Origin of the sequence: Streptomyces mayonensis (assembly GCF_018982965.1) — a bacterium.
GTDB classification, from domain to species: Bacteria; Actinomycetota; Actinomycetes; order Streptomycetales; family Streptomycetaceae; genus Streptomyces; species Streptomyces mayonensis.
Window position 1 is genome coordinate 1 of sequence record NZ_JACBYP010000101.1, and the last position, 21,391, is coordinate 21,391.

General features: G+C 71.7%; 20 protein-coding genes, 1 tRNA gene and 1 riboswitch. Of the genes, 10 read left to right on the forward strand and 11 right to left on the reverse strand.

Annotation, left to right across the window (positions count from 1 at the left end; translation table 11 throughout):
- Nucleotides 1-2,193, reverse strand: a 2,193-nt coding sequence (locus tag HZS56_RS28845; protein WP_216723735.1) for an asparagine synthase-related protein, incomplete at its 3' end; no start/stop codon positions are given.
- A 702-nt stretch (nucleotides 2,194-2,895) separates the two neighbouring features.
- Between HZS56_RS28845 and HZS56_RS28850 the strand changes: the two genes are divergently transcribed.
- From HZS56_RS28850 to HZS56_RS28865, 4 genes are all read left to right on the forward strand, one after another.
- Nucleotides 2,896-4,320, forward strand: a complete 1,425-nt coding sequence (locus HZS56_RS28850) for an NsdA family TPR-like regulatory protein (RefSeq protein ID WP_216723736.1) — start codon at nucleotides 2,896-2,898, stop codon at nucleotides 4,318-4,320.
- Between the two features lie 225 nt (nucleotides 4,321-4,545).
- Nucleotides 4,546-5,847 carry an L-2-hydroxyglutarate dehydrogenase gene (gene lhgD / locus HZS56_RS28855; RefSeq protein ID WP_216723759.1) on the forward strand — a complete coding sequence of 434 codons (1,302 nt, stop codon included), beginning with the start codon at nucleotides 4,546-4,548 and terminating at the stop codon, nucleotides 5,845-5,847.
- A gap of 327 nt (nucleotides 5,848-6,174) precedes the next feature.
- Nucleotides 6,175-6,984 carry a tRNA (guanosine(46)-N7)-methyltransferase TrmB gene (gene trmB, locus HZS56_RS28860; RefSeq protein WP_216723760.1) on the forward strand — a complete coding sequence of 270 codons (810 nt, stop codon included), beginning with the start codon at nucleotides 6,175-6,177 and terminating at the stop codon, nucleotides 6,982-6,984.
- A 10-nt stretch (nucleotides 6,985-6,994) separates the two neighbouring features.
- Nucleotides 6,995-8,410: a PrsW family intramembrane metalloprotease gene (locus HZS56_RS28865; protein ID WP_216723737.1), complete on the forward strand. Its 1,416-nt coding sequence runs from the start codon at nucleotides 6,995-6,997 to the stop codon at nucleotides 8,408-8,410.
- Between the two features lie 6 nt (nucleotides 8,411-8,416).
- On the opposite strand, the gene HZS56_RS28870 is transcribed toward HZS56_RS28865, so the two are convergent.
- The 8 genes from HZS56_RS28870 to HZS56_RS28905 form a co-directional block, all read right to left on the reverse strand.
- On the reverse strand, nucleotides 8,417-9,361 hold the full coding sequence (locus tag HZS56_RS28870) for an aldo/keto reductase (protein WP_216723738.1): 945 nt from the start codon (nucleotides 9,359-9,361) through the stop codon (nucleotides 8,417-8,419).
- Between the two features lie 96 nt (nucleotides 9,362-9,457).
- Entirely contained in the window at nucleotides 9,458-10,498 is a 1,041-nt protein-coding gene (locus HZS56_RS28875) for a M23 family metallopeptidase (RefSeq protein WP_216723739.1), read from the reverse strand.
- A gap of 10 nt (nucleotides 10,499-10,508) precedes the next feature.
- A riboswitch (cyclic di-AMP (ydaO/yuaA leader) is annotated at nucleotides 10,509-10,665 on the reverse strand.
- A gap of 224 nt (nucleotides 10,666-10,889) precedes the next feature.
- Nucleotides 10,890-12,116: a PP2C family protein-serine/threonine phosphatase gene (locus HZS56_RS28880; protein ID WP_308408182.1), complete on the reverse strand. Its 1,227-nt coding sequence runs from the start codon at nucleotides 12,114-12,116 to the stop codon at nucleotides 10,890-10,892.
- 222 nt (nucleotides 12,117-12,338) lie between these two features.
- Nucleotides 12,339-12,412 (reverse strand) — tRNA-Met (locus tag HZS56_RS28885).
- Nucleotides 12,413-12,493: 81 nt separating this feature from the next.
- A complete protein-coding gene (locus HZS56_RS28890) occupies nucleotides 12,494-13,627 on the reverse strand; it encodes a dihydrofolate reductase family protein (protein ID WP_216723741.1) in 1,134 nt (377 codons plus the stop codon).
- Nucleotides 13,628-13,703: 76 nt separating this feature from the next.
- Nucleotides 13,704-14,051 (reverse strand): DUF6247 family protein, encoded by a 348-nt coding sequence (locus HZS56_RS28895; RefSeq protein ID WP_216723742.1) that lies wholly within the window; start codon nucleotides 14,049-14,051, stop codon nucleotides 13,704-13,706.
- A 125-nt stretch (nucleotides 14,052-14,176) separates the two neighbouring features.
- Complete coding sequence (locus tag HZS56_RS28900; protein WP_253915091.1) at nucleotides 14,177-14,548, reverse strand: hypothetical protein; 372 nt, start codon at nucleotides 14,546-14,548, stop codon at nucleotides 14,177-14,179.
- Entirely contained in the window at nucleotides 14,545-14,877 is a 333-nt protein-coding gene (locus HZS56_RS28905) for a hypothetical protein (protein WP_216723743.1), read from the reverse strand. The genes HZS56_RS28900 and HZS56_RS28905 overlap by 4 nt, the downstream gene beginning before the upstream one ends.
- A gap of 167 nt (nucleotides 14,878-15,044) precedes the next feature.
- Here HZS56_RS28905 and HZS56_RS28910 point away from each other — a divergent pair, with 167 nt between their 5' ends.
- The 4 genes from HZS56_RS28910 to HZS56_RS28925 all read left to right on the forward strand — a co-directional run bounded on the left by HZS56_RS28910 (nucleotide 15,045) and on the right by HZS56_RS28925 (nucleotide 18,421).
- Nucleotides 15,045-15,341 carry a GntR family transcriptional regulator gene (locus tag HZS56_RS28910; protein ID WP_216723744.1) on the forward strand — a complete coding sequence of 99 codons (297 nt, stop codon included), beginning with the start codon at nucleotides 15,045-15,047 and terminating at the stop codon, nucleotides 15,339-15,341.
- A gap of 319 nt (nucleotides 15,342-15,660) precedes the next feature.
- The gene (locus HZS56_RS28915; RefSeq protein WP_216723745.1) at nucleotides 15,661-16,104 is read left to right on the forward strand and encodes a hypothetical protein; all 444 of its coding nucleotides are present in this window, start codon (nucleotides 15,661-15,663) and stop codon (nucleotides 16,102-16,104) included.
- 9 nt (nucleotides 16,105-16,113) lie between these two features.
- Nucleotides 16,114-17,922 carry an alpha/beta hydrolase gene (locus HZS56_RS28920; RefSeq protein WP_216723746.1) on the forward strand — a complete coding sequence of 603 codons (1,809 nt, stop codon included), beginning with the start codon at nucleotides 16,114-16,116 and terminating at the stop codon, nucleotides 17,920-17,922.
- A gap of 79 nt (nucleotides 17,923-18,001) precedes the next feature.
- Nucleotides 18,002-18,421: a hypothetical protein gene (locus tag HZS56_RS28925; RefSeq protein WP_216723747.1), complete on the forward strand. Its 420-nt coding sequence runs from the start codon at nucleotides 18,002-18,004 to the stop codon at nucleotides 18,419-18,421.
- A 91-nt stretch (nucleotides 18,422-18,512) separates the two neighbouring features.
- Here HZS56_RS28925 and HZS56_RS38810 read toward each other — a convergent pair whose 3' ends face one another.
- Nucleotides 18,513-18,647: a hypothetical protein gene (locus tag HZS56_RS38810; RefSeq protein WP_301543099.1), complete on the reverse strand. Its 135-nt coding sequence runs from the start codon at nucleotides 18,645-18,647 to the stop codon at nucleotides 18,513-18,515.
- 228 nt (nucleotides 18,648-18,875) lie between these two features.
- Here HZS56_RS38810 and HZS56_RS28930 point away from each other — a divergent pair, with 228 nt between their 5' ends.
- Complete coding sequence (locus HZS56_RS28930; RefSeq protein WP_216723748.1) at nucleotides 18,876-19,415, forward strand: DUF4232 domain-containing protein; 540 nt, start codon at nucleotides 18,876-18,878, stop codon at nucleotides 19,413-19,415.
- A 116-nt stretch (nucleotides 19,416-19,531) separates the two neighbouring features.
- Entirely contained in the window at nucleotides 19,532-20,209 is a 678-nt protein-coding gene (locus HZS56_RS38530; RefSeq protein ID WP_308408183.1) for a DUF6461 domain-containing protein, read from the forward strand.
- Between the two features lie 103 nt (nucleotides 20,210-20,312).
- Here HZS56_RS38530 and HZS56_RS28940 read toward each other — a convergent pair whose 3' ends face one another.
- The gene (locus tag HZS56_RS28940) at nucleotides 20,313-21,242 is read right to left on the reverse strand and encodes an alpha/beta fold hydrolase (protein ID WP_216723749.1); all 930 of its coding nucleotides are present in this window, start codon (nucleotides 21,240-21,242) and stop codon (nucleotides 20,313-20,315) included.
- Nucleotides 21,243-21,391 lie beyond the last annotated feature (149 nt).

The following is a 21,391-nucleotide window of genomic DNA, read 5'->3' on the forward strand; positions in this document are numbered from 1 at the left end:
CGAGCCCCGCCCGGTACGGCGTCCGCGCCAGCCGCCGGGCCGCCCCGTACACCCGGGCCGGGACCAGCACCGGCCCAGCGCCCCCCGCTGCGGCGCGATGCCGCCCGGTACCGCGCGCTGGCGGGCCGGGGTCCCCGTCCAGCAGGTGCCGCGGCGGGCGAGGAGGCGGCGCAGCCACAGCTCCAGGGAGACCAGGTCGGCCAGCCCGTCCAGCGGCAGCCGTTCCCCCGCGGCCGTGGCCCGCACCGCCTTGCGCACCACCCGCGCCTCCACGAGCCCCGCCTCGGCGAGCAGCGGCGTGTCGAAGAGCCCCAGCAGCGAGTCCGCGGCCGTCCGCAGCCCCGTCCGCGCGGCGGAGGCGGCCAGCGCCTGTGTGGGCGCTCCCCACCCGCCGGGCAGTTCGCTCACCCCCGCCCCCTCCAGCACCGTCCGCAGGATCGACGCCCGCGCCCCCGGCTGCACCCGCAGCGCCTCCGGCAGCGCACGGCACGCGCGGACGACCTGGTTGTCCAGGAACGGCGCGTGCAGCCGCTGGAAGCGGACCTCCGCGGCCTGTTCGAGTACCCGCACGTCCGCCGCCTGCCGCGCCAGCGCCGCCCGCGCCCGGAAGTCGCCCGGCCGCTGCCCGGGCCCGACCCCCGACCGCTGCGACGACGCCTGAAGGCGAACCGATACTTCAGCCAGCGCCTCTCCCGTCAGCCACCGCGCCGCCGGCCCCGGCGCCGCCCAGGTCAGCGCGGCCAGCGACGCGTCCGTCGCCCCGTCGCCGGGCGCGTCGAACCGCCGGCGCAGCAGCCGCTCGGCGAGCACCTCGAGCCCCGCCCGGTACGGCGTCCGCGCCAGCCGCCGGGCCGCCCCGTACACCCGGGCCGGGACCAGCACCGACCCGTCGGCCTTGGCCATCGCGGCGACCGGACGGACCAGGTGGCGCCGCTTGCGGTCCATCAGCAGGTCGGCGAGGCGCGCCGGATGCGCGTCCAGCACCTGCCGCGCCCCGTACCCCGTGAAGTGGTCGGCGCTGCCCGCCGCCAGCCGCGCCCGGTGCCGCGCGGCGGCGACGAGGGAGGGACCCGGTTCGTCGGTCAGGGGCCCGTCGAGGATGCCGTAGGGCAGCATCTCCTCCCCGCCCGGTACCACCACGTGGTGCAGCCGCGGGTTGGCCGCGAGCGCCCCCGCGCGCGCCAGCTCGGGTTCCTGCCCGCCGACGGCGAGGTCGTTGAAGGTGACGGCCAGCAGCCGCTCCCCCGCACCGGTGCCGTGTCCGAGCACGGTCCCCGGCATCCCCGGCAGCCCGGCGGCGAGCAGCGCCAGCGTGCCCGAGGCGGGCCCGCCGGACAGGTCGGCCCCGATCCCCGGTACCGGCATGCCGCGGGCCGCCCGCCGTTCCGCGGGCCCCATGCCGGGGACCGGCCCGGGGTCGATGCCGTCCCCGGGGACGTGCCGGGGCGCGGCGAGCCGCGTGCGCACCGCCTCCACCAGGGCGTCCCGCACGCCGTCCACCGCGTGGTCGGGATCGGCCGAGGGCGCCGCCACGGCGAGGGAGGCCACCGGCTCGTACCCGGCGACCTCGCGCGCCCCGGCGCGCAGGATCAGCGCGTGCCCCGGCGGAACGCGCTTCACGCCGTCGTACGGGGTGGAGTCGTCCAGCGCGGCCGGCACGTCGGGGGCGGCGAGCAGCGCCGCGAGGTGGCCGAAGTCGAGGTTGGCCTCGACGAGGTCGGCCAGCGGCAGCGCGGCGGTGGCGAAGGCGGTGCCGCCGTCCCAGGGGGTGTGGAACACGGGCCGTGCGCCCGCGAGATCGCCGCAGACGGTGATCCGCCGCCCCACCTGGACGACGGCCGTGTAGCTGCCGGGCCACGCCGTCAGATGTCTGAGGGCGCCGCCGCGCGCGGCGAACAGCGCGACACGCAACTGCTCGTCGCTCGCACCGCAGATACCCAGGACGGCGATCCGCGTCCGCGCGTCGGCCGAGACGACGCGCACCTCGTCGGGCCGCCAGTCGCCGACCGCCCACAGGGGGTCGGGGTCGCCCCACAACGGCTGGGCCCCGACGGGCTGCACGGTCTCGCCGTCGTAGCCGGTGGCGCCGGCGGAGCCGCCCGCTCGGTCGAATCCCGCCCCGTCGAATCCCGCCGTGCCCCCGATGCCCGCGGCCCCCGCGGCGGCGCTGCTCCACCCCACCAACCACCGCATCGACGCCTCCACAGGCTGGGGACAACCAGTGCACCGTTAGGAACTGGTCCCCATGCTGCCATGAAGGGCGCGCCACAGAGCGTCGGCGGAGCCGTACGGACTCCCGTGAACCCGTCCCCGTCCCCACTCGGACGAGAACGTCAACTCCCCTTCGGCGTACCTCCACTTCGCCTCGGAGGAGAAAAAGACGACGCGAATGCGCCCCCGCAACGCGCCCTTTGGCTCCCCAACGCGCCCTCAACTGCCGTGGTGAGGACGGCGGTTTCCCAAAAACAAAGGAAACGATTTTCAGCCAAATCTGCGTTGCGCACACACACTCGAACACGCTGCGTACAGGCCGCGCGTACCGCCCGGCCGCGTACGGTCCGGGAGGCGGGACTCGCCCCCCGGACCGGTCCGCCGCCCGCGGGGATGTAGGCGGCGGTGTCCCCCAGCCCGCTGGATCCAGTTCAGCGGGCCGACCCACGCACCGACCATGGAACCGCTCCCCCGGTGGCCGGAGAAGAGCGCACGGGCGGGCGCACGGCCACACGGCGGGAGCGCGCCGCAACAGTCCGTGCACGCACCGTACTTGGGGACGGACCACAATCCCGCCATCCGGAACAATGCCTCTTAACGCCTGGGATGCGGCGAACTACGCTGGGTTTACGAATGCCGCGTGGTTATGCCAGCGCGGCAGCCGTCTGTGTCGAGGGGTGGCGCATGTCCAGGGAGCAACGCGGGCCGAACGAAAAGCTCGGCGCCGTTCTCGCCCTCGCGGGAATCAGCAACGCAGGTCTCGCCCGGCGCGTCAACGACCTCGGCGCCCAGCGCGGGTTGACGCTTCGCTACGACAAGACGTCGGTGGCGCGCTGGGTGTCGAAGGGAATGGTGCCGCAGGGTGCGGCTCCGCATCTCATCGCCGCCGCCATCGGCCAGAAGCTCGGCCGCCCGGTGCCGCTGCACGAGATCGGTCTGGCGGACGCGGACCCGGCCCCCGAAGTAGGCCTGGCCTTCCCCAGGGACGTCGGCCAGGCGGTCAGGTCGGCCACCGAGCTGTACCGGCTCGACCTCGCCGGCCGCCGGGCGGGTGGCGGGGGCATATGGCAGTCGCTCGCCGGTTCGTTCGCGGTGAGCGCATACGCAACGCCCGCCTCACGGTGGCTGATAACCCCGGCCGACAGTTCGGTGGCGCGCGACGTGATCCCGGCCGAGGGCTCCGGCGCACCGCTCAAAGTCGGCCACAGTGATGTGCGCAAGCTCCGGGAGGCGGCCGAGGACGCCCGGCGCTGGGACTCCAAGTACGGCGGTGGCGACTGGCGTTCGTCGATGGTCCCCGAGTGCTTACGCGTCGAGGCGGCGCCCCTGCTCCTCGGCTCCTACTCGGACGAGGTCGGCCGCGCCCTGTTCGGCGCCTCGGCCGAACTGACCCGCCTGGCCGGCTGGATGGCCTTCGACACCGGCCAGCAGGAGGCGGCCCAGCGGTACTACATCCAGGCCCTGCGCCTCGCCCGCGCCGCGGCCGACGTCCCGCTCGGCGGCTACGTCCTCGCCTCGATGTCCCTCCAGGCCACCTACCGCGGCTTCGGCGACGAGGGCGTGGACCTCGCCCAGGCCGCCCTCGAACGCAACCGCGGCCTGGCCACCGCCCGCACCATGAGCTTCTTCCGCCTGGTGGAGGCCCGCGCCCACGCCCGTGCGAACGACGCGGTGGCGGCCGGCGCCGCGCTGAAGGCCGCCGAGAGCTGGCTGGAGCGCGCCCGCCCCGGCGACAGCGACCCGTCGTGGCTGGGTTTCTACTCCTACGACCGGTTCGCCGCCGACGCGGCCGAGTGCTACCGCGACCTGAAGGCACCGGGCCAGGTCCGCCGCTTCACCGAGCAGGCCCTGTCTCAGCCGACGGAGGAGTTCGTACGCTCCCACGGTCTCAGACTGGTCGTCTCGGCGGTGGCCGAGCTGGAGTCCGGCAACCTGGACGCGGCCTGCGAGCAGGGCGTGCGCGCCGTCGAGGTGGCCGGCCGGATCTCCTCGGCCCGCACCACCGAGTACGTGAAGGACCTCCTGCACCGCCTGGAGCCGTACGGCGACGAGCCGCGCGTCGTGGAGCTGCGCGAGCGCGCCCGCCCCCTACTGGTGACCCCGGCCTGACCCGACCCGGCACCCGGCCCGGCACCGGACAACCGCCGCCACCGCCACCACCGGCACCGGCACCGGCACCGGCACCGGCACCGACGACACCCGGCACCGGACAACCGGCACCGGTCTGTTCCGGTCGCCCCGCCGGCCCCGGGTTTACGGGCATTGTCAGTGGCGCAGTGCACTATCGAAGCCGGGAGGTGCAGCCGGAACGTGGACGTGGATGTGGACGTGAACCTGAGGACAAGACGCACCGGGGCCGAGACGACGGACGCCGCGGCACCCGCCGTCGCGTACGACTGCGACGTGCTGGTGATCGGCGGCGGAATCGTCGGCCTGTCGACGGCGTACGCGATCACCCGTGCCGCCCCGGGCACCCGGGTCACGGTCCTGGAGAAGGAACCGGGCCCGGCCCGGCACCAGACGGGCCGCAACAGCGGCGTCATCCACAGCGGTGTGTACTACCGCCCCGGCTCGCTCAAGGCGCGCTACGCGGTCCGGGGCGCCGCCGAGATGGTCGAGTTCTGCGCCGAGCACGGCATCGCCCACTCCGTCACCGGCAAGCTGATCGTCGCCACCGACCGGGCCGAGCTGCCCCGCCTGCACTCCCTCGTGCAGCGCGGCCGGGAGAACGGCATACCGGTGCGCGAGCTGGGCACCGCCCAGATCAGGGAGTACGAACCGGAGGTCCGGGGCCTGGCCGCCATACACGTCGGCACCACCGGGATCTGCGACTACACCGCCGTGGCCCGGCAGCTGGCCCGCCTGTCCGGCGCGGAGATCCGCTACGGCGCAGCGGTGGACCGCGTCGACCGGCGCCCCGGCCTGGGCGTGGCCGTGCGCACCCGTACCGGCGACGTGCTGCGTGCCCGGGTCCTGGTCAACTGCGCCGGGCTGCACTGCGACGAGATCGCCCGGCTGACCGGCGACGACCCCGGCATGCGCATCGTCCCCTTCCGCGGCGAGTACTACGAGCTGGCCCGCCCCGAGCTGGTGCGTGGGCTGGTGTATCCGGTGCCGGACCCGGCGTTCCCGTTCCTCGGGGTGCACCTGACCCGCGGCATCGACGGCGGCGTCCACGTCGGTCCGAACGCGGTACCGGCGCTGGCCCGCGAGGGGTACGACTGGGGCGTGCTGCGCCCCCGTGAGCTGGGCGCGACGCTGGCCTGGCCGGGCTCGTGGCGGATAGCGCGGCGGCACTGGAGGTACGGGGCGGGCGAGCTGCGCCGGTCGCTGTCCAGGAGCGCCTTCACGGCGGCCGTTCGCCGGCTGCTGCCCGCGGTGACGACGGAGGACCTGGTGCCGGCGCCGGCCGGGGTGCGGGCGCAGGCGGTGCTGGCGGACGGGACGCTGGTGGACGACTTCCTGATCAAGGAAGGCGCCCACGCGGTGCACGTGCTGAACGCGCCGTCGCCCGCGGCGACCGCGTCCCTGCCCATCGGCCGCGAGGTGGCCCGCCGGGCACTGACCGCACTCGCCGCCCCGGCTGCACCGGCTGCACCGGCTGCACCAGCCGCGTCGGCACGGCACCCCTCGTAAAATCGAGTCATTGTGACTGATTCCCACACCCCCGACCCCCACACCGTCGATCCCCGGGCCCCCGCCACACACGCCACCGGTCCGGACACCACCGGCCCGCACACCAGCGATCCGCACACGGCAGACGGGCACAGTGCCGACGCGCCGACCACCGGCCTCCACCCGACCGGCGCGCACACCACCGGCCCGCACACGGCAGACCGGCACAGCGCAGACGCGCCGACCACCGGCCTGCACCCGACCGGCGCGCACACCGCACGTCCGCACACCGACGCATCCGGCCACCCGCGCACCGGCGCATCCGGCCACCCGTCCCCGGGCGCCTCCCTGCGGCACACCCGCGCCAAGGGGGAGCCCCGTTTCCCGGACGGGCCGAAGGCCGATCCCGCCGGTTCGCACTTCGAGCGGCGGATCCGCAGCTTCCAGCCCCGGCGGAGCCGGGTGACCGCCGGGCAGGCGGACGCGCTGCAGCGGCTGTGGCCCGTGTGGGGGCTGGACATCGACGGTCAGCGGACCATCGACCTGGGCGAGCTGTTCGGCAACGCCCGGCCGGTCGTCCTGGAGATCGGCTTCGGCATGGGCGAGGCCACCGCCGAGATGGCCGCCTCCGACCCCGGCACCAACATCCTCGCCGTGGACGTCCACACCCCGGGCCAGGGCAACCTGCTCGGTCTCGCGGAACGAAACGATCTGGCCAACATCCGGGTGGCCAACGGCGACGCGATCATCCTCCTGCGCGAGATGCTCACCCCCGCCTCCCTCGCCGGACTGCGCGTCTACTTCCCCGACCCCTGGCCGAAGAAGCGCCACCACAAGCGCCGGCTGATCCAGCCCGAGTTCCTGACCCTGGCCGCGTCCCGGCTCGCGCCGGGGGCCGTGGTGCACTGCGCCACCGACTGGGAGCCGTACGCCGAGCAGATGCTGGAGGTGCTCACCGCGCACCCCGACTTCGAGAACACCGTGCCGGACGGCGGTTTCGCGCCGCGCCCCGGGCACCGGCCGCGCACCCGGTTCGAGGGCCAGGGGCTGGACAAGGGACACGTGGTGAACGACCTGCTCTTCCGCCGCGTACAGCACCGTGATGCCCCGCACGAAGCACAGGACGGTCCCGGCACGGCGCAGTACCCCACCGGTTAGGGTCCATGCCGTGGCCACCTGCCCCCCGTATCCGACGCGTCCGGCCGGCCCGCCGTCACTGCCGCGTCCGCACTGGTGGCAGCGTGCCTGGGTGCGGTACGGGGCGCTGATCACGCTGCTCGCGATCTCGGGCCTGGTGATCCTGGCCCTGGTCCGCGAACAGACCGGTACGCAGGGCTTCCTGGTGGGTCTCGGCCTCGCGGTGCTGCCCGTACCGCTGCTGGTGGCCGCGTTCCGCTGGCTGGACCGGGTGGATCCGGGCCCCTGGCGGAACCTGGTGTTCTGCTTCGCCTGGGGCGCCTGCGCGGCGGCGCTGATAGCGATCGTCGCCAACAGCTTCGCGACCCGGTGGATAGCGACCGCGACCGCTGACCCGGCGAGCGCGGACACCCTGGGCACGACGGTCATAGCGCCCGTCGTCGAGGAGTCCGCCAAGGCGGCCGCCGTCCTGCTGGTCTTCCTGTTCCGCAGACGGGACTTCACCGGCATCGTCGACGGCGTGGTGTTCGCCGGGGTCACCGCCACCGGCTTCGCCTTCACCGAGAACATCCTCTACCTGGGCACCGCGTTCGGCACCGACCAGCTCACCGGCGGCAGCGGCATCGCGTCCGTCACCGCGGCCACCTTCTTCGTCCGCGTGGTGATGTCGCCCTTCGCGCACCCGCTCTTCACCGTGCTCACCGGCATCGGCGTCGGCATCGCCGCGACCCGGACGGGCCACCGGCACCGCCTGCGCCGCGCCCTGCTCCCGCTCGCCGGCCTGCTGCTCGCGATGGGCATGCACGCGCTGTGGAACGGCTCGGCCTCGTTCGGCGAGTACGGCTTCTTCGCGGTGTACGCGGCGTTCATGGTGCCGTCGTTCGGCCTGCTGACCTGGCTGGTGATCTGGACCCGGCAGCGCGAACTGGGCACCGTACGCGCCGAGCTGCCCGCCTACGTCGTGGCCGGATGGCTGACCCCGGCGGAGCCCTTCGCGCTCGGCTCGATGCGGGCCCGGCGCATCGCCCGGCAGCAGGCCCGCCGGCACGCTGGGAAGGAGGGGGCGCGGGCGGTGACGCAGTACGAGGCCTGTGCGACCTCGCTGGCGTTCCTGCGGCAGCGCGGGCGCCGGGGCAGGGCGGGCGCCGACTTCGCCCTACGGGAGCGGCAGCTGCTGGACGCCCTGTGGCACCGCCGGGAGGTGGCCCGCCCGGCCCTGGACCACGCGGCCCGCGCCACGGCACCGCCCGCACCGCGCCCGGCCCCACCGTGGGTGTACCCGTACGGAACCCACGGCCCGTACGCGCCGTACGCGCCCTACCCTTCATACGCGCCCCACGCGCCCTACTCCCCCTACGCGGCACAGCCCCCGTACGGCCCGCACCCGCACCACCAACCCGCGCCCACCCCCTCCCTCCCGCCGCCGGGCCCGTACCACCGCCCGTAGGCAGGCTCAGGCGGAGGCCCGCGTCAGCCTGCCGAGCTCGTCCTCCGTCAGGCTCAGCTCCGCCACCCCCAGCAGCGCCGGCAGTTGCTCCACCGTGCGCGCGGAGGCGATCGGCGCGGCCACCGTCGGCTGCGCGGCCAGCCAGGCGAGGGCGACCGTGGGCACCGGAGCGTCGTGGGCCTCGGCCACCTCGTCCAGGGCGGCGAGCACCCGGCGGCCCCGCTCGCTCTCCAGGTGCTTCGCGGCACCGCCCGCGCGCACGCTGTCGACGTCGGCACCGGGCCGGTACTTGCCGGTGAGGAAACCGGCCGCGAGGGCGTAGTACGGCACGGCGGCCAGGCCCGTCCGCGCGGCGAGGTCCTGGAGTTCACCCTCGTAGGTGTCGCGGGAGACCAGATTGTAGTGGGGCTGGAGGGCGACGTACCGGGCGAGGCCCTCGCGCTCGGAGAACTCCAGGAAGGCCGCGAGGCGTTCGGCGGAGATGTTGGAGGCGGCGATGTGCCGCACCTTGCCCGCCCGCACCAGCTCGTCGAGCGCGCCGGCGATCTCCTCCACCGGCACCTCGGGCTTGTCGTAGTGGGTGTAGTAGAGGTCGATGTGGTCGGTGCCCAGGCGGCGCAGCGAGGCGTCGGCGGCGGCCTTGATGTTCGCGGCGGACAGACCCGGGTACTCGGGGTGCTGGCCGACCTTGGTGGCGAGGACGACGCCGTCGCGGTTGCCGCGGGCCGCGAGCCACTTGCCGAGGACGGTCTCGGACTCGCCGCCGCTGAGGCCCTCGCCCCAGGCCGAGTAGACGTCGGCGGTGTCGACGAAGTTGCCGCCGGCCGCGGTGTAGGCGTCGAGGACGGCGAAGGACTGGTCCAGGTCGGCGGTCCAGCCGAAGACGTTGCCGCCGAGGGCGAGGGGGAAGACCTGGAGGTCGGAGGAGCCGAGCGTGCGCAGAGAAGTCATGTAGGACGTCAACAACCGCACAGGAGGACACCATTCCGGCCCGGCGGCACCGCGACCCGAATGGAGCCCTCGGAAGGAGTCAGTCCGGGGTGCGGGTCAGGGCGTGAGGCCCTTGCCCTGCAGCCAGGCCATCGGGTCGATGCCGGAACCGCCGCTCGGGTGCACCTCGAGGTGGAGGTGGGCGCCGGTGACGTTGCCGGTGGCGCCGACGCGGCCGATGACCTCGCCGGTGGTGACCTTCTGGCCGACGCTGACGCTGATGGAGGACTGGTGCGCGTACCAGAGCTCGGTGCCGTCGTCGAGGGTGAGGACGGTCTTGTAGCCGTACGAGCCGTCCCAGCCGGCCGACGTGATCGTGCCGCTGTGGACCGCCTTGAGCAGGGTGCCCGTGGGGGCGGCGAAGTCGAGGCCGGTGTGGTGGCCGGAGGACCAGTAGGCGCCGGCCTGGCCGAAGGTGGAGGAGATCGTGTACGAGGAGGTCGGCAGCGTGTACTGCTTGGCCAGCTTCGCGAGCTTCTCGGCCTCGGCCTTCTTCGCGGCCTCCTCCTCCGCCTTCTTCTTGGCGGCGGCGGCCTTCTCCTCGGCCTCCTTCTCCGCCTTGGCGGCGGCTTCCGCGGCCTGCTTCTCGGCGGCGGCCGCGGCTTCGGCGGCGGCCTTGGACTCGACCTGGGCCTGCTGCTGCTCGGCCTGCGCCATGATCCGGGCGCGCAGCGACTCACCGGCGCCGTCGGTGCCGGTGTCCTCGCCGTTGCCGGCGTCGGCGGCCACGGCGATGCCGCTGAGCGGGGTGGTGGAGCCCTCCGGCTCGGACTCCTCGTCGTCGGAGATGAGGGAGCCGACGTTCGGCAGGTCCGGCATGGAGATGGAGACCGGGGCCTTGCCCGGCTGCGCGCTGGCCATGCCGCCCGCGCCGACCGCGGCTATGACACCGACGCCGAGGACGGTGGAGCTGCGGGCGAGCCCGCCGCGCTGCTTGGCGACGCGGTGCCGGCCGCGTACGGGGCGGATGGACTCCGCGGTGGGGTTCCACTCCTCCCAGGGGCCCTCTTCGGTGCGGTCGTTGTCGTAACCGAAGGTGCCGGTGTCGTACCCGCTGGGCACGAACGGGGCCTCGGGGGCAGGCCGGTTGGACGCCACGTGGGCGTACTCCTTTCCTTCCTTTCGCCTACCGGGTTAGCTGACGGGTTCGGAGCAGGAAGGTCTCCTACGGGCGCGTTCCGACGTGTCTCCACGGCGTAGTACGCCCGATTCACCCCAATGTGGTGGTTCCCCGGTTCCCTTGCGGGATTCGGCGCGTGCGCACGGAGCCGCCTTCTGTGACGGCTGGGACGACCGCGCTGCGTTATCGAACGTTAATAGACCCGGGGCTCGGATTCCAAGCCGTTCCTCTTGATCATTAACGGAAACGGCCCGGACGTACGCCCCACGAACGGCGAAAACCGGGCGAGTTGACCGGCCCTCAGTATTCCCCTTCACGTCACTTTCTTCTGACGGTGTATCAGTTGTTATGCGGAGGGAGGTCGTTCCCTCACGGCTCGTAACAATGATCATGCTCGTCGCGTCGCGGACGGCGTACGGCGAGCAGCGCCATGTCGTCCGCCATCCCGCCCCCGGAGTGCCGGCGCACGTCCTCGGCGAGGGTGTCGAGCAGTGTCACGGGGTGCCGGAACGTGCGGCCCGCGAGCCGCGCGTGCGGATCGTAGAACTCACCCCGGGCGTCGCGGGCCTCCGACAGCCCGTCGGTGTAGAGCAGCAGCGTGGCACCGCCGGGGAAGTCGGCCTCCTCGGCCCGGTCGGGCCACACGCCCAGTTCGCCCATGCCGAGCGGCAGCGCCGACTCCCGGACGGGCAGCGCGCTCAGGGTGCCGTCGGGGTACAGGAGCAGGGGCGGCGGATGGCCGCGGTTGACGATGCGGACGGTCCCGGTGCCGTGCGGGAGTTCGACGAGTACGGCGGTGGTGAACCCCTCGAAGGCGTCGAGACCGTCCCGCCGGGTGCCCTCGCGGGCCAGCGCCCGTTCCAGCCGCTGCGCCACCGCCTCCAGCGTCGTCTCCTGCTCGGCGGCCTCCCGGAAGGCGCCGATCACCACGGCGACGGCGGCCACCGCCCCCATGCCCTTGCCGCGCACGTCCCCGACGATGAGCCGGACGCCGCGCGCGCTGTCCTGCACGGCGTACAGGTCGCCGCCGATGAAGGCGTCGGCCTGCGCGGCCTCGTAACAGGCGGCGATCTCGAACCCGGCGATCCGCTCGGCGGGTTCGGGCAGCACGGCGCGCTGGGCGGCCTCGGCGATCTCCCGGACGGACACCAGCCGCTCACCGGTGCGGCGGACGAGCCCGTTCACGAGCACGGCGAGGACGGCGACGGTCGCGATGGTGATCAGTTCGGTGAGGGAGTCGACGTAGTGGATGACGCCCTTGCCGAGCTGCAGCGCGACGACCGCGGCGACGACGGCGACGCCGGTGAGCGCGGTGCCGCGCCGCGTGTAGATCGGGGCGGCGATCAGGGGCGCGGCCGTGTAGAGGGGACCTGCGGTGAAGTACCGGGGAGTGAAGATGTCGTACAGGATGGCGACGACGATCAGCAGCACGGGCAGCGCGTGGACGAGGGCCCTGCCCCACGAGGTCCGGCGCCGCGGCTGCGGCTCGGGGGGAGCCAGGGGCTGCCCCTCGTCGCCGAGGCCGAGACCGGGATCGGGCACGGGGTCGCCGGGGAGCCGGCCGCCGGCTCGGGCGTAGGCTCCCTCGTCCTCCACGTCACCTGGCCCCACCACTGCCCTCCCGCCACCCCCTCACGTCCGCGCCGCTCGCCGTACCGGAACCTCCAGGTTTCCGGACACGGGAAGGCGCGGCGACCGCTGAGGGCCGACCGGATGACAGAACGCACACGCGGAACACATGTCGCGGAACCACATGTCGTGGACGACGAAATGCACCGAGGGCCGGAACCCTTTCGGATTCCGGCCCTCGGCCTTCAGTAGCGGGGACAGGATTTGAACCTGCGACCTCTGGGTTATGAGCCCAGCGAGCTACCGAGCTGCTCCACCCCGCGCCGTTGTGTTCACCACTGTACGTCATCCGGGGCAGTGAATGCACATCGGTATCCCCGCCCCCGGGCCCCACCCCCGTCCCGCTACCCCTCCAGGTGCCGGTTCGGCGCCTTCGCCCGCCCCTCGTACTCGCCCAGTACGACGACGGAGGCACCCCCGTCCTCGAGCACCCCGCTCCCGTCGGCCCCCGGCACGAAGGTGTCCGGCTCCCGCCAGGCCGTGACCACCCGGCGCACCCCGGCGTCGAGGATCAGCCGGGCGCAGGGAACGGGCCGGGAAGCCCGCCGGGCACAGGGCTCCAGACTGCTGTACACGGTGGCCCCCGCGAGCCGGACGTCACCGGGCCCGACCTTCGCGAGCGCGGCCTCCTCGGCGTGCACGTGCGGGTCGCCGCCCTCCCGCGAGTACCCCCGGGCCAGCTCGCTCCCGTCCCCGGCGACGACGACGGCCCCCACGCTGAACGCCGTCTCCGAGGGCGGACACAGCTCGGCCAGCTCGCAGGCGAGCGCCAGCCAGTGCCGGTCGGCGGCGACCGCGCGGTCCCCGGTGCCCGGGGCGGTCGGCAGGTACCGCATCAGCACGACGTCCTCGATCCGCCGCGACTCCACCAGCCGCAGCCGCCCGCCCTGGTAGGCGCCGGGCCCGAACAGCCGGGGCGCGGCCGGGTCCCCCACGAACAGCGGCGCGAGCACGAGCTGCAGCTCGTCGGCGAGCCCCTGCTGCAACAACTGCGTGTGCACGCTCCCGCCCCCCTCGACCATGAGCCGCCGCACCCCCCGCCCCTCGTGCAGGTACGCGAGCGCGGCCCGCCAGTCGAGGACTCCCGGGCCAAGGGACACGACATCGGCCGCGACCCCCCTCCCCCGGGCCCGCACAGCCCCTTCGTCCGTGGTCAGCAGCACCTTCTCCCCACCGGTGTGCCAGAACCGCGCCGCCGGATCCAGCTCGCCACTGCCGCTGACGGTGACCTTGAGCGGGTACTCCGCCTGCCCGGCCGCACGCCGGGCCGCCCGCCGCTCGGCCGAGTTCACCAGCAGCCGCGGGTTGTCGGCGCGGATGGTGCCGGCCCCGACCAGGATCGCGTCCACGGACGCCCGCACCTCGTCGACCCGCTCGAAGTCGGCGGGACCGGACAGCAGCAGCCGCTCGGGTCCGGTGTCGTCCAGGTACCCGTCGAGCGAGACGGCGGCGGAGAGGAGGACGTGGGGGAGGGGCATAGGGGGACTCCAGTCGGGAGGAACTCGGGAGGAACTGACGCCGAGGGTCTCGATCATCGCCAGTGTCCGCCGTCGGTCACTGGCCGGGCTCCACCTGTCGCACCCTGTGGCGGATCTCCGACACCTCTTCGAGAAGGCCCTCGGCCTCGGCGAGGTCGGTGGACTCTGCCGCGCGGTGGTGGAGTTCTGCCATGTGCGCGCCCAGCTCCGGATCACGGGCGATCGCGTACTCACCCCACCAGCGGGCCATGAGCGCGGGAAGCGGCCCGATGCCGAAGGTGTCGGCGATCGCCCGCTTCCAGTGCTCGTCGAAGTCCGGCAGCAGCTGCGGAGCGTACTGGGCGACGGCAGCGCGGAGCGCCTTCGGGTTCCGCTCGGGCATGGGGGGAACGAACGGCGTGGGTTCTGCGGCGTGGGCGGACATGACCGGCTGTACTCCTTCGCGCTCCTTCGGCGCACCGTGCCTTCGACGACAGCCCGCCAGGGCGGCCGGGCTGAGTCGGTCGCCGGCGGAGGCCTGAGGTTGCGCAAGGGGCGTGACGCGGTAGGTCATGGGCGTGCTCCCGGATCACGGCCAGCGGTGCGGCTGCCGACCTCGGGGGCGGAGTCGTCCCCCAGGTCATCGGTGTCGTTGCCCTGAGGCAGGCGCCGGCCTCGGGACTCCGCGACCCTGAGCGCGTCGGCGAGGCATTCGGTGAGCCGGATCGCGGTGTAGCGGACCTCTGCGTGCGGCGTGAGCGGGTCGTCCAGCACGCGACGGGCGGAGCGGCACACGTCCAGCCCTTCGGCGAGCTGTCGGGCCTCCGTCTCGTCCGCGAGCCGTGAGACCACCCCGCCGTTGCTGCCGGGGGCGAGGTAGCAGGGCTTTCCTTCCGGCGACAGCCACGGGAGGAGGCGGAGAGGGGCAGCCCGGTACGTCATGCGGCCACCGTCCGCTGCTGGGCGCCGACGATGTGCTGGTCGAGGTCGATCCCGAAGTCGGCGGCGAGCACGAGGGCGAGGCGACGGTGCCGTTGGCGGTCCCGTTCCTGCTCCTGGGCGGCGAGGTAGGGGCGGACGAGGCGGGACGCGGTGCCGTCGAGCGGCGGGTGGGTGCAGTACGGGGAACGCGGGAGGAGGGTGCCCGCGGGACGGCGGGTCGCGCGAGGTTCCGGACGCGGGAGTCGCCGGGCGCCTGCGCGGTGGGTGCCGCTGCCTGGACCGAAGAGAAGGGCCAGCCATTGGGCGATGCGACGGATAAGGTCGTGCACGTTGACGCTCCTTGCAAGCGTTGACCACGCCCCGGGGCCCTGCCAGGCCGCCGGGGTCTTCGTGATGTCACGAGCTAGCGTGCATCAGGGTGTACTAGGTAGCAATAGGTAGCAGACAAGTGCACCCGTACGTGGTTGCGTGTTTGTCACCGCTTTAGCGTTCGGGTATGGCTGATGAGCGTCAGTGGCGACCCGACCCGACAAGTCACGTGTACGTGTACCTCCAGGTCGTGCACCGCATCACCGAGCAGATCCGGGCGGGACGGCTGCCCGTCGGCGCACGCCTCCCCGGCGAACGCGACCTCGCGGAGGAGTACGGCGTGGCCGTCAACACCGTCCGCCGCGCCATCCGGGAACTGCGCGATCAGGGGCTTCTCATCACCGTCCCGGTGAAGGGAACTTTCGTGCAGGCGAAGGAGCCCGCAGTGAACGGCCCCGAGGACGGGGACACTCCCTCCGGCTGACGGCCCGCTCGTCCGCCGACCGACCGTCTGTCGCCTCACACCGCCAGGCTGATCCGTACGGCGAAGGCATCAGGGCTCCGCTCATCCCTCTGAGGCAGAGGCCACTCTGGCCTCCCCACGCCTCTCTACATCGGCGTGGAAAGCGCCATCTGTCCGCACAATGGCCGGATTCCACCTGAGTAGACGTACTCAGACGTCATCGTGGCCAATACGGATGGGCCTGTTGGTCACGGGCAGCTACCGTCCGTATCGATCACCGCGGCGTGGCGGTCGTACGTTTCGGCCTGCTTGGCGGCACAGGACAGGGGAGGGGGCCATCATGGCGTGGGACGAATGGGAACAGCTCAAGGCAGCGGCGGCCGAGCGGCACGGCACACACATGCAGCTGAACCAGCTACCAGCAGACCGCGGAGCCAGTGAGGGCGACCTCATCTCCAACAAACCGGCCTGGACGAAGGCCGGTACGGACGTCGGCTCGCTGCGTGAGGACATCAGCAAGGCAACCGCGAAGCTCAAGGACGGCCAGGCGGGCCTCGGCAGCGACTCCGGCTGCCTGACCGCTGCTGCCCAGAAGGACGTCCACGAGTCCTGGGCCACCTACGTGGAACGCGTCAGCGGTCGCTGCGGAAAGCTCTCGGGCCTGCTGGTGAAGGCGGGCAGCGATCAGGTAAGGACCGACGAGTCGGTCGAGGCGGAGATCGCCAGACTGAAGGCCGCGTACGCGGATACGCCGCCTGTCGGCGGTCAGGGCCAGGGGCGGTAACTGGACGTCATGGATCTCGCGACGCTCAAGGCTCTCAAGCCGACCGAATACTCCGAAGCGGCCGACGGTTACCGCAGCACCTCGGACATGGCGAGCGCGGCCAAGGACCGCATCGACAACCAGATAGCGGTGGCCTTGAGGAACCAGCTGAAGGGAAAGGCCGCCGCAGCGGCAGGCAGGCAGTTGGGGGAACTGAGCCAGAACTTCCACTACGTCCAAGTGCAGTGCGGCCTCGCGAGCACCGCTCTCGAAGCGTTCTCGTACGAGATGGAGACGGCCAAGCGGAAACTCGATACGGCCCTCGAGAACGCCAAGGCGGCGAATCTCACCGTGAACTCCGACGGGTCGGTCACCTACCCGCCCGGCGGCGAGAAGGGCGAGGACGGCAAGACCCCTGACGGCGGCACGGTGGGCGGTCTGACGGACAGTACGGCCTCAGCCGTCGGCAGGCAGGCTGCCAACTTCGACCCCAACCCTCACCACCGCCTCGCCCAGGACTGCGCCGACCTGATCGCCACTGCCCTCAAGGAGGCGACTGAATCCGATGGGAAATGGGCACCGAAGCTGCGGGCACTCCAAGCGGACGACGACCTCACTGTCTCCGACGCCGACTGGTCCGACGCTCACTCGGACATGGCCGGTGTACGCGAGGCGGGCAAGACCTACCTCGACACCCTGCCGCAGCCTCCGAAGGAGGGCACACCCGAGGACAACGCAGAGTGGTGGAATTCGCTCAGCCCTGAAGAGCAGGCAGCCTGGATGTCCGCCAACCCAAAAACTGTAGGAGCACTGAACGGACTTCCGTCCATAATCCGAGACGAAGCCAACCGTATCGTTTTCGATGAGACGCGCGCACAACTACGCATGGAGCTGGATTCAGTACCCAAGCCTCCTGCCAACGAGTGGATGGTGACCCCGGGCCCCTACCCGATGACAGTGCACACCGGTGAATGGATGGCCTGGGACAGAGAGTACGGCGACCGTTACGCGCAGCTGAACCAGACGCTCAAGGGTATGGGCTACATCCAGGACCGTTTCGACCGGACGGGTACGGGAGGCCTGCCGGAGGCATATCTGCTCGGCTTCGACCCCAAAGGGCTGGACGATGGAAGAGTCATCATCGCCAACGGAAACCCGGACACAGCTGACCACGTGGCTGTCTACGTGCCTGGAACCTACGCCGGCCTCGAAAAGATCGGGGAAGGCGAAGACCATGGGGACATCGGCCGCGGAGAAAAATTGTGGGCTGAAAGCAGTAAGATGTCACCGGGCCAGAACGTTTCCACGATCACCTGGCTCGACTACAACGCCCCAGACAGCATCGTCCCGCAAGCGAGCAGTGGAAAGTTTGCCGAGGAAGGCGGTCCACGACTGTACGATTTCCTTCAAGGGAACAGAGAATCCCATGAGAACGCGTCCGGAAGCACCGCCCACACCACGGTCGTCGGACACAGCTATGGAAGCACGGTCGTCGGCGTATCGGCACAGACCGGAAGCTGGCGGGACCCCGAGGCCGTCGACGACTACATCTTCGCTGGAAGCCCTGGCGTTCAAGCCGACCGCGCGGGCGATCTGGGTGCAGGGGCGGATCATGTGTGGGCGATGGGCGGACCCTGGGACGACCAGGTCGTCCGCCAGGGTGGTCGCCTCATGGGGCTTGGCGACAATCTGACTATTCCCACCGATGAATCGTTCGGCGGAAATATCATGAAAAGCGACTCGGGCGGACACAGCGGATTCTGGGATGCAGAATCCCAGAGTCTACGCAATCAGGCAGCAGTCATCACCGGCAAGTACCACAGGGTTGAACTTGAATAGGCGATTTTTGGGACTTACGCATGCTGTTGCGGTCTGCTTTCTTTTGACCGCCTGCTCGCAAGGAAGTGATTCGGCCGACATGGAAGCACGAGACGGGGAAGTCGTCAAGAAGCAGGTTGAGCGGGCATCCAGTCAAATTCTGGAAATAATGGCCCTCAAGGGAAGGGTGACAGACACCGGCGCCGTAACCATTCGCTGTGCGGGTTATGACTCGAATGAGGAAGTGTATCGTGCGCGTCACCCGTGGAGCGTTTACCAGGTACCAGTACCTGACATGGAAAAGGCCATGGAACGCCTCCGCGACGAACTTCCGGTGAAGGGCTGGAAAGTCGTGAAGGACGGCGTTGACGACAGCCCCGCCAAGAGCCCGCAGATCGTCGCCGAGTCCAAGGGCGAGGAGTATGCGGTGGATGTGCGACTGCTCGATGAACGAAAGTACGGTGACGACCCCTCGCTTATCGAGGTGACGGTCCAGTCATCCTGCTACCGCGCCAAGTAGCCGTCATGCCTCCACAACAGCGGCCAGGCATCAAACAGTCGCCTTGAGTTCCTTGAGGGACAGCCGGGACAGCCCCTTCAGCGGCTCCCACTCACTTCTGCAGTCCGGGGGGCGCCATCCGCCCGTCCAGCGCGGGAGACGCCTCCGGGTCCTCCATGGACACCAGCAGCTTTGCGCCGGCGCCCTTGTCCCTACGCTTGGCGAGCGTGCCCCGACTGCGGCTCACTCGCCGAGCGACCGAGCGCCGCGGCAACAGGTCCGTTCAGTCGTGACCGGTAAGAAGCCGTGGCCGGATGCCGGAGTCAGGAAGGACTTCACGCCTACCGACGGCCCCACCTGTGACGCCCCGGTGACATTGATGTGCCGGTGATCGGTCAGATGAAGGGTGTAGCAGCCACCGATTGTTGTCCGCGGGGACCGGGAGCCCCGTTGGCACAGGAGAGGAAGACGCACCATGAACGTCTCGCGCACCGCCGTCGCCGTCGCAGCCGCCCTCGCGATCGCCGGACTCGGCACCACCGCCGCCGTCGCCGCTGCCGGCACCCAGCAGGCGGGTACCGCGCAGAGCGCCGGGGAGTGCCAGCCCGGCACCCTGAAGGCGACCACCGTCGAACCCGGTGACGGCCAGCAGGAGATGAACCACGAGGGCACCTACCTGAAGGTGACCAACACCGGTGACGTCACCTGCGCGATCTCCGGGTACGCCGGCCTCGCGCTGGAGGGCGCCGGGCACACCGCGATAGCGACCGACGCCGAGCACGGCGACACCTACTTCGCCCAGGACCCCGGTGAGCACCGGGTCACCCTGGAGGCCGGCGACTCGGCGTACGCCAATCTGCAGTGGTCGCACACCGGCGCCGACAGCGCCGACGCGCACTACCTCCAGATCTCGCCCACGGGCAGCAACTCCCACAGCACGGTGTCCTTCGAGGAGGAGGTCGACAACGGCGCCCTCACCGTGACCGCCTGGAGCGACACAGCGCCCACCGCCTGACGCCGCCGGGACCGGCCGCGCGGGTGCGGACGGTCCCCGGCCAGGGGCGGGCGAACCGACTCGAGCGCCTTCCTCGTCCTCCTCACTGCCTCACTCGCAGCCCAAGGGACGTACTCGTGACGGAATGCACCACGGCAGCCGACTACACCGACATCTTCGGCACCGACGACGACTTCGGGGAGTCGCACTGCTTCACCTACGTGCAGGCCATCCGCCCGGAGGAACTCCTGCGGGAGCTGAAGGCTCCGCGGATCGCACCCGGGACCGGGACGGCGGTGACCGGCCTGAGCGCGCTGCGCGAGTGGACCAACGAGCTGTACCGCCTGGGGGAGCACACCTTCGAAGAGGTGCAGCCGGTGGGAGTGGTCCCGGTCGGCGACTGGACGCTCATGGTCGAGTACAACGGCTTCATGGGTACCGAACCGGAGGTCATGCTTCCAGTGACGCGGGGGCGGACCGCGGTCTCCCACATGGCCAACGTCTCGCCCGTGGGGCCCTTCTACTGGTACGTGGACGGGGCCGTCCGGATGTCGTACGACGAGGACCCGTACCTCCGCTCGGGCGACCGTCCGGACGGCCTGCTCGACGTCATGCGCGCGGTGGGGTTCGGGCCGATGGAGGACCCGGACGAGGACTGGGACGAGGACGCGGACGAGGTGAAGAGCCTCACGCCGGCCAAGTTCGCCCTGGCGCACCACGTCACCGGGGTCCGGCTGACACGCCGGCTCCTGGAGACGGCGGAGTTCACCTGCGGGCTGGTGACGAAACCCGTCCCCTCCTGGCTGCGGGCCTGAGGCTCCGCCGCTCCCCAGGTGGGCCGACCGGGCGGACGGGGCCGTTCGCCGCGTCCGGCCGGTCGGCCGGCCGACGGGGCCGCCGCCGGCGTGCGAGGCCCGGTCACCGGGGCAGCGTGGCCGCCCACCGCGTGAGGATCTTGGCGTACCGCGCCGGTTCGGACTGGTGCATCGTGTGCGCCGCGTCCGGCAGCGACTCGTAGTCGACCCGCACTCCCGCCGACTCCATCAGCAGCCGGGCCTGCGCGGCCTGTTCGTCGGAGAGCGCCCCGAGCAGGTGCCCGGTCCCCGGGTCAACGCCGCGCATGTGGTGGGTGAGGAGCACCGGTGTCCTGACCCGGCTCAGCATGCGCTCGTGCGGGCAGTTCAGCGCGACGGTGCCCTCGTAGAAGGCCCGGGCCCATTCCGGGTCGTACTCCTTCAGGTGCTGCGGAATCCCGTCCGCCACGAAGGACCGCGCCATCGGCGACGAGGATGCGCCGGCCGCGCGGCGGAACCCCTCCCAGTCCCCCACGCTCCACTGGTCGCCGAGATACGTGCGGAACAGCTCGAACACGGGGCCCGCTCCCTGACGGACCGAGTGGCCGTGGGCGGGGACGAGTTCGGAGGCGAACAGCGGCGCGTCCTCGCACAGGACGCCCCGGATCTGTCCGGGCATGGAGTACGCCGACAGCCACGCCGCGAGGACGCCGCCGGAGGAGTTGCCCGCGACGACGACGGGGCGCTTCACCACCAGGGCGATGAACCGGACCAGGTCGTTGCCGAAGTTGTCGAGGCTGTACCGCTTCGGGGTCCAGCTGCTGCGCCCCTGGCCCCGCAGGTCGACGGCGTAGACGTGGAAGTTCTCCGCGAGGAGGCCCATCGTCTCCTCGTATCCCCACCAGGATCCCGTCTGCTCGGGGATCAGGAGCACGGCGGGCTTGTCCGGATCACCGGCCTCGGCGTAGTTCATGGTGATCTCGCCGAGATCGGCCTGCTGTTCGGGGTAGGCGTGCGGGACGTGGACGTCGCGCAGCGCGGGGCTGGTCGTCATTGCTGTCTCCTTGGTCTTCGCCGCCCGTCGTCAGGGATGGACAGCACCTTCCGCGTCCCGGCGCCGGTGACCGGCACCGGGACCCGCATCCCATCGGACGGGCATGCCGCAGAGGTATTGTCGGAACCGTGGCCTGCGACGCGCACCGA